Here is an 18,188-nt window from a genome sequence, read left to right on the forward strand (position 1 = left end):
AAGAAGTAATATTATTATGCAAGCTACAACATCTGCCGAAGTGCGATCGCATCTAATTGATGCCTTACAACTTGACCTTGTAGGGCCAACACCCGATGATGCTGTCCACGCTGAAGAAACTTTAGATCAGGCTCCTTCCAAGTGGTATCTCACAGGATTCCTTGTACCCTACGGCGCACCAGTTGTGGATAACTCTGGCGATGAAGAAATGGACGAAGTTGGACGTGTTGGCTCTGGCGAAGACGAAAAGATTCCAGAGAAAGCCTTTGCTCGTAAAGCCTATTTCCCTTCTTCAATGGGGTTAAGTGTGCTTTTACCCCAAACCGTTAACCAACTTCATGTTACTGTCGGGTGGGGCGATTACCAACCACTAACCAAACCAGATAGCGAAGGAAAAGAAATTACCTTCACAGGTGATTGGCAGAGAGTTCCAAAAGAGGCTGAACTTACCGTACCGTTGCGTACAAGCGGCAGACCGACTCAATTAGACCTTGGTTTAAATTTAGGCAATACGACTAAACAACTAGAGATTCCCCTTGGTGGAAGTAGTTCTCCAATATATTTAGATGTTCCAAACAGCGATGGCTTACAACTGGTTGTCTCAGTTCGCTCCGTAACTTCTGAGGAATTAGTACCAGCAGGAACACGCTCAGTTTCAGTATTCTTGGTCAATCATCGCCGCCCTAGTCCTGACCAAAAGCGGGATGCTGGTTATGCTTTCCAAACAAATTTAATAATTCAGGCAGCCGATTCCTTTGTACCACGCCCTAATTTACGTGGACGGGATGGCGATGATTGGGATGAGAAAGTTGCTGACTTGCAATACCGAGATGATTATGAATATGCTGTTGGTCATAACGTCTCTGCGATCGCAGTTGCAAATCCCAAGGGTGGCTGTCAGGAAGTAAGAACCGCTTGGATACCGACTGCTGACGTAGAAAAGGTAATTGCAACCCAAGTTAAAGATGTCGAAGTCGGCATGGAAGCATTAGCCGCCGCAGCGACAGCAGAAGTACTGCGAAATCTGCTCAGTCCGATGGTTAGTGCTTATTCTGAATGGATAGATGAGCAACGAGTCAAATGTCCGACTGGGCAAAAACGCTTAGGTGTAGCTAAAGACCTATTAGATCGAGCCGGAATTGCTAAAGACCGGATTGCTGCTGGTTTAAGCGCATTGGATGACCCACAAGTATTAGATGCGTTTCGCATTGCCAATCGAGCGATCGCCTTAGCAATTCGCCAGCGTGCGACTCATAAGAAAAACATTACTCCCGAATCTGTAGCCCCTCCAACTTGGCGACCGTTTCAACTTGCTTTCTTGTTAATGAACTTGGTAGGTATCGCCAACCCCGAACATTCAGACCGGGAGCTAGTTGATTTACTGTTCTTCCCTACAGGCGGTGGTAAAACTGAAGCTTACTTGGGGCTGGCAGCTTTTACACTTGTATTACGGCGGCTACGTCATCCCGGTATCGACTCTGCGGGATTAAGTGTATTGATGCGCTATACATTACGCCTCCTTACTCTTGACCAACTAGGACGTGCGGCGACAATGATTTGCGCTCTAGAGTTAGAACGGGAGCAAGATGTAGAAAAACTGGGGAAATGGCCGTTTGAGATTGGATTGTGGGTAGGGCAAGCAGCTACACCTAACCGGATGGGCAAGAAAGGAGACAATGATGAAAACAGCGCCCGTTCGCGTACCATTGCTTTTCTAAATAACGATCGCAAACCTTCACCTATTCCTTTAGAAAACTGTCCTTGGTGCGGAACTAAATTTACCCGCAATTCTTTTCAGCTACTGCCTAATACTGACCAACCAATAGACTTGCGTATAACTTGCGCCAATCGCCGTTGTAATTTTAGAGGCGATCGCCCTTTACCAGTATTAGCAGTAGACGAACCGATTTATCGCCGGTTGCCGTGTTTTATGATCGCCACAGTAGATAAATTTGCGAGTTTGCCCTGGGTAGGAGAAACAGGTGCTTTATTTGGACGTGTAGAACGTCATGATAAAGATGGCTTTTACAGCCCAGTTTATCCAGGTAGAGGTAAAGCACTTGATGGTTATCTGCCACCACCAGATTTAATCATTCAAGATGAACTGCATTTGATTTCTGGCCCTTTAGGCACAATGGTAGGGCTTTACGAAACTGCAATTGATGCTCTTTGCAGTCAAGAGATAAATGGTCAAAAAATCCGCCCGAAGATTGTAGCTTCCACTGCGACAGTGCGACGGGCAACTAAGCAGATTCAAGCATTGTTTGGGCGAAATGAAGTTGATGTATTTCCGCCACCAGGGCCAGATCGGCGCGATTCCTTTTTTGCGAAGACAGTACCTGCCGAAGAAAAGAATGCTCGAACTTATGTCGGAATTGCTGCTCAAGGGCGAAGTCTGAAAGTAGTATTATTACGTACTTATCTAGCATTGCTGGGAGCTGCACAGAAAGAATGGTTAGCAGCAGGTGGGAGCAAAAACCCTGATAATCCGGCTGACCCCTACATGACATTACTCGGATATTTTAATTCCTTGCGTGAACTGGGTGGCAGTCGGCGGATTGTTGAAGATGAAGTTAACTCTCGGCTTATTGGTTATAGCAAACGAAAACGAGGCGGTAAAAGTTCGGGTTTGTTTGCGGATCGGAAAATCGACGATGAACCAGAAGAATTGACCTCTCGTGTCAGTACAAGTGAAGTTGCAGATACCAAAAGCCGTTTAGAAGCAACGTTCGACCAAAAAGAGCGTGTTGATGTAGTCTTAGCTACCAATATGATTTCTGTCGGTCTGGACATTACGCGCTTGGGCTTAATGGTAGTTCTCGGTCAACCTAAAACAGCCGCAGAATACATTCAAGCTACCAGTCGTGTAGGACGGGATGAAGAACGACCCGGATTAGTTGTTACATTACTCAATGTTCACCGCCCGCGCGATCGCTCACACTATGAACGTTTCTTTGCTTGGCACGCTACTTTCTATAGGGCAGTAGAAGCTACCAGTGTTACACCATTCTCTCCTCGTGCTATTGACCGAGGCATTGCTGCGATTACTGTTGCTTTAGCACGTTTGGGACATTCTGGGATGACAGCACCGCTTCGGGCGATCGACATTCTTCAGCACCGTAACGAGCTAAATTTTGTCATCGATGCGATCGCCAAGCGTGCCGAGATGCACGACAAAGAACTTGATGCAGGTGATGCAGAAGCACTCCGTCAAAAAGTCAGGGGTCGAGTTAAGGATTTACTAGATTTATGGGAACGGATTGCTGGTGAAAAAATTAACCTTCAATATCAGCGTGAGGTTGGGGAAGCGCCGCCTTTATTATTCGACCCACTTGACCCGGAATTAGAAAAAAAACCACTAGAGGAACGAAAATTTAAAGCTCAACGCAGTTTACGTGATGTTGAGCCAACAGTTAATTTGTGGGTTCGTAATCCTGATGGATTTGAGGTAGAGGAGGAAGAGTCATGAGTAAATCAAACAAAAAGCGTCCTCCATCTGGAGAGATTCGACAGAGCCAAATTTTATCTACTTTTGGCCCTGGGGCAATGGTGGATTTACCCGATTATTCCATCCTAATTGGCGGACTCAACCACTGGCACGGTGACAAAAAACGTATTTACGAAGACCGATTAAAGCAACGAGTGGCTGACATCTTAGGGGTTAATGATATTGCCTTATATGCCCCACCTGTAGACGAGAAAGACCCGAAAGCATCTCGCACTGGAATGACAGCTTTTGCTTTCCCCACTTGGTTTGTGGCTCAAGTAGAAGAAACTTGGCCTAAACCAAATGAAGCAGCGCCCAATGCCAAAGTTTACCGGACACGTCCTCTACTACCTTGGGGTAGTTTGGTAACTGGTAAATATCTCAATGCTGACAGAAAGAAAGTGCCAGTCGTACCTGTGCGTTTTGTACAAGCTTGTGTTAATGGACACATCAAAGATATTGATTGGCGTGGTTTTGTCCACGAAAAGTCTCAAACTAACTGTCGAGGTCAGCTATGGTTTGATGAAGGCGGATCTGGCAACGATTTTGCTGATATTTTTGTGCGCTGTGAAGCTTGCAAAGCTCGTCGTCAGTTATCAGATGCAACAGTACCCAATGGCAAGGTCTTAGGAAAGTGTGAAGGACATCGCCCTTGGCTTGGCCCCAAAGCTCAAGAACTCTGTATTTCTGAGACAACAGGGAAACCAGAATATAATCGGCTTTTGGTTCGCTCTGCCAGCAATGCTTACTTTTCCCAACTTCTCAGTGTCATTTCTCTACCAGACTCGGATGATGCTTTGCAAAAGGCTGTTGATTCAGTTTATGAAGACTTCCTTCAGTATGCAGAAAGTAGCGATGAAGTTAAAAAAGAACGCCGGAAGCAAAAAGTAGCTGCTGTTTTAGAAGGATTTACTGATGAAGTAGTATGGGCAGAAATTCAGCGCAGACAGGGTGGGCAAGGTAAGCAATACAAGGGTATTAAACAAGTAGAAATCGAGACTTTGCTATCTAGTCCCTTTGAAGTCGGAGAAGATGTACCAGAAAGTGACTTTTATGCTCGTGCGCGGAAATTAGATAACATCAAACCAAAATTACTATCTCTTATAGAGAGCATTGTCTTAGTACACCGACTTAAGGAAGTAACTGCCCAAATTGGCTTTACTCGCTTTGAGGCAATTATGCCTGATATTGATGGCGATTTAGATATTCAAGTCAGGCGAGCTGCTCTTGATATAGAGCCTACTTGGGTGCCGGCAATTGAAAATAGAGGCGAAGGCGTGTTCATCGCTTTCCGTAAAGAAGCTATTGAAAATTGGCTCAAGCGGAATGCAGTGCAGCAACGAGGGAAGAAATTAGCAAAAGGCTTTGATATCTGGCGCAAACAAAAAGGTATTGGTCAAGAGAAAGCTAAGTTCCCTGGATTACCTTACATTATGCTGCATTCCCTTTCACACCTATTGATTGCAGCTGTGTCTTTAGAATGTGGTTATGCTGCTAGTTCAATTCGTGAACGCATTTATGCTGGCGAATCCGGCTATGGCATTCTTTTATACACTGGCTCTCCTGGGTCGGAAGGTACTTTAGGGGGACTGGTACAAGTAGGAAACCGGATTGAATACCATTTGGATGTTGCACTGGAGATGGGGAGGCTTTGTTCTAACGATCCAGTTTGCGCCCAGCATCAACCAGATGCCGAACAAGAAGATAGGTTTTTACATGGTGCTGCTTGTCATGGCTGTTTACTCATTGCTGAAACTTCTTGCGAACGACGCAATGAATTTCTTGACAGAGCATTGGTTGTTGCTACTGTTGAAGGCCCAGGGGCAGAATTCTTTGAGGATATGAGAGTATGATGGCTTTTCTCCACCTGAGCCGTCCAGCCCTCGTTAATTTGGCAGTCGCTTTGGAAACTGGCAGACTTTCCCCACCCTTTTCCACATCGAATGTAGCGAACTACATCCCAGCAGCTTTGAATCGAGACATTGTTGATGAACTTAACCGCCTGAATGTTATGGGGGTACATTCTCAGCATATTGCTTATACGCTGCGGCTTTTGGCAGAAGAACGAAGTACGTCTCAAGCTGTGAGCGATCGCGTTGATTTGGTTTGGACTGGCCCAGAAATTACTGGTTCTCAAAGCCGTGACACTGGTGTTGTTGTGCGCGAGTTGTTTAGCACTGCCAAAATAAGCGTTCTCATTTCTAGCTTTGCTATTGATAAAAAACAAAAAGCACGAGAGTTATTTATGGTGCTGGCAGAACGAATGGATTTAACCCCAGAACTAAATGTGCGAATGTTTCTTAACGTCAACCGACCACACAACAGTGAAGTGCCAACATCTACTTTACTGCGGGAGTTTGCCAGTAGTTTTCGTCAAGATATTTGGCCAGGAAAAAGACTACCTGAAGTGTTTCACGATCCGCGATCGCTGACGGCGGGTGTGGAATCAAAAGCTTGTTTACACGCCAAATGTGTTGTTGTAGATAAGGAGCGTGTGTTTGTGACCTCCGCTAATTTTACAGAAGCGGCTCACGAGCGCAATATCGAAGCTGGTGTATTACTAAATGATCCAGTAACTGCTCAAGCTTTACAAATGCAATTTGAAAGCTTGGTTACAAGAAATATACTCTCTAAAATATCTGGAATTTAAATATTTTATGTCTACATTTGATTCTACAAAAACAAGACTACAAACTTTGCTAAATAGTATTGTGACAGGCGAAATTCAACTGCCTGATTTTCAAAGAGGCTGGGTTTGGGATGATGAACACATCCGTTCACTTTTAGTCAGTATTGCGCGTGCTTTCCCTGTGGGAGCAATTATGCTACTTGAGGCTGGTGGTGATGCTAAGTTTAAAGCTCGACCTGTTGAGGGGGTAGATCCAACACAAGCAACACTTGATAAATTGAAAAAGCTGCTTCTTGACGGGCAACAACGGCTGACTTCATTAACGCAAGTATTAATATTTAAGCAACCTGTCCAAACTCATGATTCTAAGAAAAAATTAGTACAACGTTATTACTACATTGATATTGAAACAGCTTTATTGGGGCCAGAACATTACGAAAATGCGATTATTAGCATTGATGCAGATCGCATCCAAAAGCAAAACTTTGGGCGTGATGTCAAGCTTGACCTTAGTACGCCAGAGAAAGAATATGAACACTTTTATTTCCCGTGCAATCAAATCCTTAATTCAGATGTTTGGGAACAAGGGTTAAATAAATGCCACCCAGATAAATTTGGGCGTTATATGGAATTTCGCTGCCAAGTCCTCAATGAATTCCGTTCTTACGATCTACCCATCATCGAACTTAACCGCAATAACAAAAAAGAAGCCGTATGCCTTGTATTTGAGAAAGTAAATACAGGAGGCGAACCATTAACAGTTTTTGAACTGGTTACAGCCAGCTATGCTGCTGATAATGTCAACTTGCGGGATGAGTGGTTTGGGAATAGTCAAGAAAAGATTGAAGGTATTCAGGCTCACCTCAGAAAACAACGCTTGTTACGGGAAGTTCAACCTACGGAATTTTTGCAAGGGCTGACACTGTTGTACACTTTGGAAAAACGCCAGCAAGACTTAAAAGCAAGTAAAACTGGTAAGCAAGTAACAGGTGTGACTGCCAAGCGCGAAGCAGTCCTATCTTTGCCTGTAGATGCTTACCAAAAATGGGAACAGTCTCTGACTCAGGGTTACTGGAAAGCAGCTAAATTCTTACGCCAGGAATCGTTTTTCTCAACTGGTGATTTACCTTACCGCACTCAACTTATTCCTCTTGCCGCAGTTATGGCATTGTTGGGCGATCGCTGGCTGGAACCGAAAATCCATGAAAAATCGCCCGTTGGTTCTGGTGCGGTATCCTTGGCGAATTGTACGGCGGGGCAGTTGAAACTCGCATGGCTTTGGATATTCAAGAGCTTATTGACTGGATTGAGGACGGTAAGGAAGAACCTGCAACTGTTCGGGATGCTAACTTTCAACCTGCACGTTTAGGGACTTTACGTTCCCGAACTAGTGCTGCATATAAAGGTATTAATACCTTAATTCAGCGTGAAGGTTCTCAAGATTTCTTTTGGAAGTCTACTATTCGGGATTTGGATGAAAGCGATTGGGAAGAGCGCAGACTAGATATTCATCACATTTTCCCCAAAAGTTGGTGTGACAAGCAGGGTATTCCCGCATCTCGCTATAACTCTATTCTCAACAAAACACCGATATCGTTTAAAGCAAATCGCATGATTGGCGGTAAAGCTCCAAGCGAATATCTGGTTCAGCTTCAAAACCATGACAGTGTTCAGCTAGACGATGCAGGCATGAATGCGATTTTGGCAACTCATCAAATCGACGCAATAACACTTCGACAAGACGACTTTGAGAGTTTCATGACATCGCGTCAACGGATGATCCTTGCCAAAATCGAGACTGTTATGGGCAAGCCTGTATTGGCTGTGGATGATTCAGCATTTAGCGATGTTGTGGATGAGGAGTAGTGAGCGGAGATAGATTAACTTCGTACAAGTGAGGTAATAATTAATCTCATATAAAACCAAAATACTATTGGAGCTTTAATATGGAAGCAATCTTAGATACAGAACTTATAGATAACTAAAGTTTTGGGCAGCAACTTTTTTTTACAAGTAAGTATTACTTTTATACTACTTATTGACAAATAAGTACTTGTTGGTAAGATCTTTTAACAAAGTTAGGGAAGGTTAAGTTAGTAATTTTTTAGAAATGAAATTGCTAAAAAGCAATTTAATCAGGGATTATCATGCAAGATTTATCAAATATTAAATCATTTTATGTTTATTTAGACTTAGAAATTAATAGTGAAAATAATATATACCGTATAGGATTGGTATCTCTGAATTTAACAAAAGATTTTTATCAAGAGCATCTAAATCAAGCTTACGAAGAAATTAGGAAGCTGAAGAATAGTAGTTTAGCAGTATGCGGTCACAACTTCCGCCGCTTTGATTACCCTTATCTGATTGAGCAAGAACCGCAATTATCTTCTTGGCATATAATTGACACTTTAGAACTATCAATACTAGCTTTTCCTTTACAAGAGTCACACAAACTAAATAAAGACTATAAACAAAGTGAGTATTCAAGTAATAATCCTGTAGAAGATGCCCAGGCGACTCGATTATTACTTGGTCAACAATTAGAAGCACTTTTTAAAAAGCCTGATGAAGTACAACAGGTATATATTTGGCTCCTGACTTCTGGTTGCGAAGATGCAGACCTTGCATATCAACAATTTTTCAGTGATAACCTTGGTTTGAAGATTGAACAACCCGCCATAGAAATGCTGCCAGAAACAATGTTAAAAGGAATAAATCAATCCTATTTGCAGCAGGTATGGTCTAGTCCACAAACTTATAATTTTGAGACAAGATTATGCGTGGCGGGATTACTGGCTTGGAACTATGAGTGCAATACCAATGAATCGAAGCAGGTTTTTTGTGATTGGCTCAGACATTTAAATGGTTTTCAAGCTGTACTTGAGAATTTGCGTCCTTTAAGTACAGATGAATTCGCTATCAGGTCTTACTTGGAATATTTTGAAATTCCCAGTTTTCGACCTTTGCAAGAAGAAGCTGTCCAAGCAATTATTAATAATGAGCGTCCGTTTGTTCTCATGCCTACTGGTGGTGGTAAATCTTTATGCTATCAACTGCCAGCTTTCATGTTCCATGAAAGACATAAAGCATTAACTGTTGTCATTTCACCGTTACAAGCATTAATGGCAGATCAGGTAGCAGATTTAGAACAAGGGGGGTTTTTCTTCGCTACTTTTATCAATGGAAATCTCTCAGCAGCAGAACGTCGTCAGCGATTATCAGAACTGCGTTCCGGCTCCAAAGGGTTGCTGTATATCAGCCCTGAGCAATTGCGGTCAATGAGTATTCGGGCATTGTTAGAACAACGCCCTCCGGTTCTTTGGGTGATTGATGAGGCTCACTGTGTTAGCCAATGGGGTCACGATTTTCGTCCAGATTACCGTTACATTCCTAAATTTATTTATGAATTGTATCAAGAGCGGCAGCTTGCAATGCCTTTGTTAGCTTTGATGACAGCAACAGCAACTGTTGCTGTTGTTGAAGATATTAAAGAGCTATTTGCCCAATACGAACTAAATATTAATCGTACAATTGATGGGGCAACAACAAGAGATAATCTAACTTTTAATGTGATTCCAGTAGCAGGGAATAAAGAGCAAGTTTTGTTGAATCAAGTAAAAGAAGCTATTGAACTTGGTGGTAGTACACTAATTTACACTACTACACGCAAAAACGCCCAGAAGCTAGCAGAACTTCTTAAACAAAGCCATATTGAAGCTAAAGATTATCATGGGAAACTTGCAAAAGAACAAAAATCTCATGTTTTACAAGAATTCAAATCAGGTAAATTGAATGTAGTTACTGCAACTTGTGCTTTTGGCATGGGCATAAACCGTAAAGATGTACGCGCTGTCATTCACCATTGCATGAGTGCCAATTTAGAAGGTTATATCCAAGAGGCTGGACGGGCAGGACGTGATGGTAAAAAGCCATCAATTTGTACTTTACTCTTTGATCCAAAAGATGCTGATACAGTTTTTCGTTTGCAAAGTTTGAACCAACTGAGTGAACAAGATTTGAAAAATATTTTTATCTCCACCAGACATATTCGTAAGTGTACGTTTGGTAGTGCTAGAGATGATTGGTTTTGGGTGACAACTAATGAAATTTATCAAATGGGCGACTTTGATGAAGAGTTTGGAGAAGAATCAGAGCAGCAAAATACAAAGATTAAAGCAGGGTTGCATTACTTAGAAAAATTTGGTTTATTAGAACGAGCCGAGAACTTTTCAAGCTTTATCGAATTTGAACTAAGCCATAATACCTTCACTGAGTCTATAGATCAGTTTGAGGAATACAGCCGGATGAAGGATTTATCCCGGTTTGAAGCAGACAATTTTGAGCGGCTGATTCAAGCAATGCATATTGCGAAAGCTTATTGTAATAGCAACGATCAACCGTTTCCCCTTGACCGTCTCAGTGATGAAGCTGGAATTAGCTTACATGACCTGACTGCCAGAATCCGTGAACTGCAAAAGGCTGAAGTCTGTTCTTTTGAAATACCAATTACACTTGTGATTACCAAGGGTGTAAGAGGAGATGCCCGTAATAATCATGAACGCATTCGCCAGTTAGAAGACCAATTACTCAAAGTGCTTAATGAGTTGTTTGGTAATGAAAATGAAATACAAATAAATCTGCGTGGACTTGCTTCTCGACTTGACCCAGACAATAGTAAAAAAATCAGAGCATCCAACATCATAGATATTTTGGAAGGTTGGGTTGCTCAAAAATGGCTAAAGTTAAGTAGAATTTCTAGTGATGTGGTTCGCTTAGGAGAAATGGAAGTTGTAGAGCATTTACCTGGGCATAAAATTCTAACAACTACAGTATTGGAAGTTTTGTATCAAGCATTGAGAGATGCAACAGGGGCGAGATTACCTCTGAAGTACGAATTAGGTAAACTTGCTAAAGAAGTTACTCAAAAAACTCAACTTGACTGGAATAATGAAGAGTTAGAAGTTATTCTTTTGTGGCTGCACCAGAGAAAAATCATTCGATTAAGTGATGGGCTGAATCTCTTTCAACAGTCGCTGAAAGTCCGTGTAATAAAAAACGCAAGTGTTTCCACAGTAAAACGCCGTTACCCTGAAGTTGAAGCTCACTATAATGAACAAACTCGTCGCACTCATTACATGGTGCAATATGGTCAGTTAAAGTTAACAGAACAGCGTCAGCAATTCGTTAGTGATTACTTTGGCACAAATCAAGAAGAGTTTCTCTCAAAGTACCAATTTTTGGCACAAGAGATTACCAGACCGATTCTTCCAGAAGACTACAACCGTATTCTAGAACCGCTTAACCCTGCTCAAAAAGAAATCGTTCTTGCTTCAGACCCAGCAATAGCAGTAATAGCAGGCCCTGGTTCGGGTAAAACAAGAACTATTGTTCACCGGATTGCTTATCTTGTAAAGGTTCAGCAAGTTGGGCCAAAGCGTATTCTCGTTTTAGCTTACAACCGTAATGCAGTTAGAGAATTACGGCTGCGGTTGCAAAAACTCATTGGGGAACAAGCGTCACGAATTCGGGTTTTGACTTTCCACCGTTTAGCCTTATCACTTTTGGGACGGACGGTAGGTGAATACAGAGGAACTCAAACAATAAATTTTGATCGGCTTTTGGATGAAGCTTGCGAATTAATTGAAAAAGGCGAAGAATTTGAAGATGCAGATGAAGATACTCAGGCACGACGAATTCAATTATTAGGAAAATTAGAATATATATTTGTTGATGAATACCAAGATGTCACTGAGAAAGAATATCGTTTAATTAAGTCAATTTCTGGCTTAAATCAATCTGAGGATAAAACACAGCCGGTACAAATTAATCTCTGTGTTATTGGAGATGACGATCAAAATATTTTTACGTTTAAAGGTGCTGATACTAGATATATCCTTCAATTTCAAGAAGAGTATAAAGCAAAACGATTACTACTTAATGAAAATTACCGTTCTACAGAAAATATTATTGAAACTGCTAATTGTCTTATACAAAATAACTTAATACGCTGTAAACAAGCTCTAGAAGAACAAGTTCGTATTAACTCCGAACGCCAAGGATTAAGGGGAGAGGCAGTCTCCGCTTTAAGGTTCAGTAATTTATCACAACAAGCAGGATGGGTTAAAGACAAAATTCAATCTTGGGTCAACGTAGGGATTGCTCCTCATGAAATCGCTATTTTAGCTAGTCGTTGGGATGATTTGAGTCCTATCCGCTTGCTTTTAGAAAGAGAAAGTATATCTACTTATGCACTAAGAAATAATACTATTCCACTATTAAAAAACCGTTGTACTCGTCTACTAATTAATGCTTTACAGAAAGACTATAGTTTAGTTTTAAATCCTGAAGAATTAGTTCAGAAAAGATTTGAGGCGTTTTTTGAGCGTACTGGTCGTAGCTTAACAGAACCTACTGTTAGAATCTTAATAAATATTGCTAGAGATTTAGATAAAGAACGAGGCTATGGGTCTGAAGATGTTGTGCTACCTATTAGTGTTGATGAAATATTGACTGCTATATTTGAGTTTAATGAGAATGGTGAATCTTTCCTAGAAGATAACTCAGTTTTAGTTACTAGTTGTCATGCTTCAAAAGGTCTGGAGTTCCGTAAAGTAATACTTTTAGGTGATGGATTTAAAACTAATTGTAATGAAATGCAATCAGAACGACGGCTCTTTTATGTTGCTATGACTCGCGCCAAAGAAGAATTAATTGTTTGTTCTACTCAGCAGAATTTATTCGTACAGCAAGCTGGTTTAACTTCAGAGGTTATTGGTTATAGAGAAACTCAGCTTCCTCAATTAATGTGTTACTTTGATTTAACTCCAAGTGATGTTTATTTAGGATATGAAATCACTAAAAATAAACAAAATATTATTAAAAATTTATGTGAGCATGATCTTATTGAAATAAGAGCAAATAATCATAATACTACTTGGAGTATATTTACAAGAAATAATGATGAAATTGGTTGTCTATCAAAAAGGGGGAGACGATTTCTTCAGCAGAAAGGTATGTCCCCTAGTCAATTTAAATTTCAGACCAATGAGATCGCAGTTAAATATATCTATCATCATCTTAAAAGAGATGATATAAGTGGAGAAATTTTAGAGGATTGGTTTGTTGTCATTCCTCAAATTCGAGTATGCAGATAAATAAAAACAACTATTGTACAAAACTTACATTAACGCTTCCAAAACTGTACCCCACAAATAGGCATTTAATAGCTGCACAGCTCATTGTCAATAAGCTCAAATTTTTTGAGAGAGTCTTTTACTTCAAGCCCTTTACTTGTAAAGCTTTGACCATTATTGTCGCCCCTTGAACATGATACGGCAAGATAAATGGGTAAAAGTTCATTGAACTTGTCACAGACTATTAAAGCGCATATCGCGTTATATATTTCTGTTAGAGCAGTTTCTTACCAAAAGAGTTATTTTTTCCATTTATTTACTCATATATACAAACGTGCTTGCATTATCAACAGGCAGTATGTAACTTGGCTAGTGTGCAGTTTATTTGGAGCTAGGTTGAAATATAGATGTATTTGAGTTGAGCTATACCTGTACTAAACTGGCATATTTGGTAAATTAATTTTTAATCTACAAACAATTTAGTAATGTGCTAGTTTAATTCGCTTCTCATTGATGTTGTCTTTTACTTGGAATTGAGTTTGATGATATGTGAAAACGTTATCTACACCCAAAAAACACTTGCCGAAAGATACGGGATTTCAATCTCTGCTTTACAAAAGTGGTATCCCTATGCCGGTATAGTAAAACCGCAAAAGCGGGGAGGATATTTTGATGCAGCAACAGTTGAGATTGCTGATGTTTTCTACGTTGCTACCAAAATTCGGCGGTTGACGTATAGGGAATATTTACAGCAAGTAATTCCTGCTGGTGGCTTAGATGCTTATTTACAAAAAGTCAATGGCTTAACCCTTTATAACTTTTTGACCAAGCATATATCTGATGAAGAAAAAAACAACCCAATTGTGCAATCAGTAATTAGGAGAATTGAGCGCAATGAAGCATATCAACAAAGTGGCAGAGACTTTGCAGGTGTCGCCTGATATAGTACGTACCTGCTGTCGGTTGTTAGATTTAGCTTTGCAACCAAATGATACGCTTGATGAAACAATTGAACAGCAATTAGTTCAACTTAAAGAGATAGCCTCTCGTGAAGGTATGTCCCTGGAAGAAGCTGCCCAGCACTTGATTGCAATGCGCGATCGCAAATCAGAAGTAGGCGAACATAAATTCGACAAGCGCGAGTATATTAAACAGCGATTTGGCGTAGACCCAGAACAAGCTTCGCCCGATAGTTTTGTAGGAATACTTTATCGGGATGCAGACAGGGGTATTCAGTTAGGAGAATTACGCCATAAAGTGGTGCTTGAATCTTCCACACTTGCTCTAGAAGAATTTGTTTTTCATGGCAGTAGTTCGCTGGCTGAAGGTAATACTTCCGTTTCGCCTGGTTACGACCAGGCGCAAGAGCGAATCAATTCGCGCATTGATAACGATTTTTTCGGCAAGGTGAACTGGGGGGAAGAGACTCATCCAATGTTGGTCGGTACATCGACACCGCAGCCGAGACAGTTGAAGTCCTCGCAGCCGAAAACCGGGCAATCTCCGAAGAAATAGTTAGCCAGATGCTACCCATCTGCTATCGAATACGGGATGAGAGTTTACTTAATTTGAGAAAAACATCTACCCAAGCAGTTGGTATAAATTTACTTTCAGTAGTAGCTGGTACTGTGGTTGGGACATGGGTAGCGATTCCCCCAACGCAGGATAAACAGGAGATTTACAGCATCCAGCCGATTTTGGTGGGTGTAGGCATAGGTGAATTAGTTGGTTTGATTCTGGCACTAGTAGTTATTTGGTTTACCAGGGAGTAAGTATGAGTGCAGCATTTGACTTTTTGGTTAACACTGCGGGTGGTTTGTTAATGAACTTGGGTGTTTCTGGGATGGTAGGACAACTATTGGGAGTGGGGGCCACGCTTGCCTTGCACCCTCTGTTACTACTAACCGGGATAGTTGTGGGTGGTGCAGGAATTGCGATCGCACGCGAGTTAAACAAGCGCCCTCAGTTGCAGTTGGTTGTTGATAATACGTAAGGAGTAAATTATGTTTACTCCTACACCTGTGCGAAATAAACAACCAAGTCGAAGAAGACAAAAGGTAAATGTCACCCTGTGGACGGTTTGTTCGACTGTTAGTGCGCTGTCTGTTATTGGGGCGGTTGCATTAATGGTTGGATGGAAGCAACAAATTCCAGGTAATCAGATATCGGAGGTACAGCAAGTAAAGGCGCAAGTTGCCCAAATTCGAGAAGTGTACTTAGAAAAGCTGTCCCGTACTGACTACAATATAGACCATCTGTCCAGTTACTCCTCAGTAGAGGGTGCGCCTACTCTTACAGGCTGGCGACAGTTGGCGGCGGCATTGTGGGGACAGCAATTGCGGGGTGAAATATCCAGAATGCAAGCTAATGAGAAATCTGGGTTTTACCGCCTTCATTATATGCCGGCACTGGAGATAGTTAAATTCAACTCGCTGGATGTTTTACTAGAAGCGGCTTCTGGAAATAATAGTTTTTACTGGGGATACCGCAAAACCGATGGTACGAAAGTTGAGGAGAAGATACCAACTGGGGCTGCTGCTGTTTTGATCTTGGGTAAATTAGAGGCGATTGATTACGCTCAAAACTTGGAATCTCAACCATCGGTCGATCTGAATCAAATGTTAATTCAGATTAGGAATGCTCAAGAACCATACTCGCTTGCACAGGCGCAGCTGTTACGGGCGCGGGGGTATTTAGATCCAGTAGAGCAGATGGCACAGGTGGCAGACATCCGCGAGAAAATACGCCAGAAAGAGGAGGAAAGGCGAATATATCTCCAACAAATGAAGAAGCAATTACCTAATCCAATTTCTAACAGAAAGCCTGTTAATAAATCAGGGGAGTGATGTCATGTATGTTAAGTTTGCTGCTGCGATAATTTGCATAGCTTTGTGTTCGCTCAATGTTGTAGCGGCAGTCAAACGTACCCCTATTCGTACTACCCTGGAAGGTTCAACTCGGACAACGGTTGAGATGATGCCATCTCCCAATTCAGGAGTGCATTGGATGAGTGCAGTTATATTTCTGGCAGGGTTTGCTTGTTTCTTGAGTTGGGGAATTTCTGACTATAACAATGCAGTTGAAGAAACAGATGAAGTTTCTGAGAATTTGGGAAATTCTAGCAATCAACAACTTCATGTTGGTGTTTCTAATACTGATATTCAGCCTTCTTTAATCCCCCCAGTTTCGCCTCCTGGGATGAGATTTAATAACGAGTTTTCTGCTAAAAATGTCGTTCAATTTTCTCCTCGTTCTACTGTTTCTGGATTAGGGCGAGTAGATAGTAGTGAGTTTGTTGAAGATGGAGTACAAAATCAACCTGGAATCTTATCTCCAGAAGAGTTTTACGCTCAACTTCAAGATGAAGATTTTTGGGAAGATACTAACTCCCAAATAAATAATAAACCCGCCAGCTAGTTAATTTGAGGTCATATTATGAGTAGAAATCAACGCCGTAATTTTGATGTTGATTATTCTGAAGGTGGAGCAATTGTGCCTGCCAATCGATTGCAAAATATGTTGCAGCAGGTACAGCAAGGAGGAATGATAAATCAGCAACCTAGCGTTTCTCCTATGACCACTTATGATACTCAACCCGTAGAAGTTAGGTATATCAATGCGCCTACTGCTTATAAGCCGAGAGTTCCTCAGATAGAAATTCCCTACATTGAGACTTGGAAAGCACATAGGTTGCATCCACAAAATCCCTGGAGATTTGGCTGGTATCCAGTATATTTTTTATCAGATGTAATTAAATCTCCTGTGGGTGTCGCTGCTGTGGGAGTGTGGTTATTAATAATGCTGTTAAATTTTCTCCTTAATGGCAGTTATACCGGGCCAGGATATGCAGCTGGGAAGAAAATTGAAGTTGTACCCAAAGAAGTTCCTTCTTTTGCCCTGCCTGTGGTTAAGCAATTGGAATAATGTGGGTAAAGGCAATTTTTTGGTTCGTACTGCTGGTATGGATTGCAGATATCTTGCAACCGGGGTATTTGCAGTTTTATAACTGGCGTAATGCTGTGGCGTTGGCACAAAAGCTTCAATTTTTATCGCCAGCTGTTGTCTCTACTGCTGCACCTGGCGTGAATATGTCTTCTAATCCTGTCTCTACTCGCTATTCCCCTAAAGTTAAGGAATCTGCAACATCCGGAGAAGGACTAAATTCTCCTGACTGCCGTGTAGCTCAGAATGATTTTGAGGAAGTCTTGAGTAGTGCAAAGATTGGTTGTTGGCAGGTTTATCCTGCTAATGCAAAAAGGCGTTGAGACAATGCGAATAATCTTTGAAACTGACGGTAAAAAGGAGGTTAGTAATTCGACTGTAACTAGTTTGGATGAGACAGCCGATACTAATTCGAGTGAAAGTTGGAGATATGCGATCGCCACCTCAGTTGTCATTGCAGCTATGGTCATTCCCCAGGTTTCTGGATGGATTGAATCTCAACTGTTAATTAAATCTCTCCAGAATCTAATACTACCTAGAACTGTTGTTAGTAATAAGGTTTTAAATAACGGTCGAATTGCCTTTCCTACTGCGGCTGGTACTCCTGTAACTAGTGAATTTGGTTGGCGGACACACCCCATTACAGGCGATCGCAAGTTTCACAGGGGAATTGATTTTGGTGCAGCCAAGGGTACGCCAATTTATGCGGTTGATGCTGGCCGAGTAGTTTTTGCGGGTGACAAGGATGGTTACGGCAAAGCAGTTGTTATTCAGCATCAGGGAAGTTTATCTACTCTCTACGGTCATGCCAGTCAGCTGTATGTACGGCAGGGACAACAAGTTGTTCGTGGGCAGATGATTGCAGCAGTAGGTAGTACGGGGTTTTCGACGGGGCCACATTTACATTTTGAGGTTCACGTTAATGGTGTAGCCCAGAACCCCCGCCCTTATTTACACGAATATTTAGCAAACCGTTGAAAGTTATTTAGCTATT

15 protein-coding genes are annotated in these 18,188 nt (G+C 41.5%); all 15 read left to right on the forward strand.

Annotation, left to right across the window (positions count from 1 at the left end):
• Positions 1–16 precede the first annotated feature (16 nt).
• The 15 genes from drmA (at position 17) to IQ259_RS02315 (ending at position 18,172) form a co-directional block, all read left to right on the forward strand.
• Positions 17–3,469 carry a DISARM system helicase DrmA gene (drmA, locus tag IQ259_RS02250; RefSeq protein ID WP_193880278.1) on the forward strand — a complete coding sequence of 1,151 codons (3,453 nt, stop codon included), beginning with the start codon at positions 17–19 and terminating at the stop codon, positions 3,467–3,469.
• Positions 3,466–5,340 carry a DUF1998 domain-containing protein gene (drmB, locus tag IQ259_RS02255; protein ID WP_193880281.1) on the forward strand — a complete coding sequence of 625 codons (1,875 nt, stop codon included), beginning with the start codon at positions 3,466–3,468 and terminating at the stop codon, positions 5,338–5,340. The genes drmA and drmB overlap by 4 nt, the downstream gene beginning before the upstream one ends.
• A complete protein-coding gene (drmC, locus tag IQ259_RS02260; protein ID WP_228014311.1) occupies positions 5,337–6,137 on the forward strand; it encodes a DISARM system phospholipase D-like protein DrmC in 801 nt (266 codons plus the stop codon). Before drmB ends, drmC begins: the two co-directional genes overlap by 4 nt.
• A gap of 7 nt (positions 6,138–6,144) precedes the next feature.
• Positions 6,145–7,485 (forward strand): DUF262 domain-containing protein, encoded by a 1,341-nt coding sequence (locus IQ259_RS02265; protein ID WP_228014312.1) that lies wholly within the window; start codon positions 6,145–6,147, stop codon positions 7,483–7,485.
• On the forward strand, positions 7,389–7,982 hold the full coding sequence (locus IQ259_RS27010) for a hypothetical protein (protein WP_228014313.1): 594 nt from the start codon (positions 7,389–7,391) through the stop codon (positions 7,980–7,982). Before IQ259_RS02265 ends, IQ259_RS27010 begins: the two co-directional genes overlap by 97 nt.
• 281 nt (positions 7,983–8,263) lie before the next feature.
• Complete coding sequence (locus IQ259_RS02270) at positions 8,264–13,273, forward strand: RecQ family ATP-dependent DNA helicase (protein ID WP_193880284.1); 5,010 nt, start codon at positions 8,264–8,266, stop codon at positions 13,271–13,273.
• 521 nt (positions 13,274–13,794) lie between these two features.
• Positions 13,795–14,193: a hypothetical protein gene (locus IQ259_RS02275; RefSeq protein ID WP_193880287.1), complete on the forward strand. Its 399-nt coding sequence runs from the start codon at positions 13,795–13,797 to the stop codon at positions 14,191–14,193.
• A gap of 22 nt (positions 14,194–14,215) precedes the next feature.
• Entirely contained in the window at positions 14,216–14,767 is a 552-nt protein-coding gene (locus tag IQ259_RS02280; RefSeq protein WP_193880498.1) for a hypothetical protein, read from the forward strand.
• A gap of 8 nt (positions 14,768–14,775) precedes the next feature.
• Positions 14,776–15,024 carry a hypothetical protein gene (locus IQ259_RS02285; RefSeq protein ID WP_190706433.1) on the forward strand — a complete coding sequence of 83 codons (249 nt, stop codon included), beginning with the start codon at positions 14,776–14,778 and terminating at the stop codon, positions 15,022–15,024.
• 2 nt (positions 15,025–15,026) lie between these two features.
• Positions 15,027–15,245 (forward strand): hypothetical protein, encoded by a 219-nt coding sequence (locus IQ259_RS02290; RefSeq protein WP_011316696.1) that lies wholly within the window; start codon positions 15,027–15,029, stop codon positions 15,243–15,245.
• Positions 15,246–15,255: 10 nt separating this feature from the next.
• Positions 15,256–16,098, forward strand: a complete 843-nt coding sequence (locus IQ259_RS02295; RefSeq protein ID WP_096585991.1) for a phage terminase large subunit family protein — start codon at positions 15,256–15,258, stop codon at positions 16,096–16,098.
• A gap of 4 nt (positions 16,099–16,102) precedes the next feature.
• Positions 16,103–16,669, forward strand: a complete 567-nt coding sequence (locus IQ259_RS02300) for a hypothetical protein (protein WP_193880290.1) — start codon at positions 16,103–16,105, stop codon at positions 16,667–16,669.
• An 18-nt stretch (positions 16,670–16,687) separates the two neighbouring features.
• Positions 16,688–17,176, forward strand: coding sequence for a hypothetical protein (locus tag IQ259_RS02305; RefSeq protein ID WP_190970517.1), 489 nt, complete (start codon positions 16,688–16,690; stop codon positions 17,174–17,176).
• Complete coding sequence (locus IQ259_RS02310; RefSeq protein ID WP_193880293.1) at positions 17,176–17,517, forward strand: hypothetical protein; 342 nt, start codon at positions 17,176–17,178, stop codon at positions 17,515–17,517. Before IQ259_RS02305 ends, IQ259_RS02310 begins: the two co-directional genes overlap by 1 nt.
• A 4-nt stretch (positions 17,518–17,521) precedes the next feature.
• Positions 17,522–18,172, forward strand: a complete 651-nt coding sequence (locus tag IQ259_RS02315; protein ID WP_193880296.1) for a M23 family metallopeptidase — start codon at positions 17,522–17,524, stop codon at positions 18,170–18,172.
• Positions 18,173–18,188: the final 16 nt, after the last annotated feature.

It is taken from the genome of Fortiea sp. LEGE XX443, assembly GCF_015206815.1.
GTDB lineage: Bacteria > Cyanobacteriota > Cyanobacteriia > Cyanobacteriales > Nostocaceae > Nostoc_B.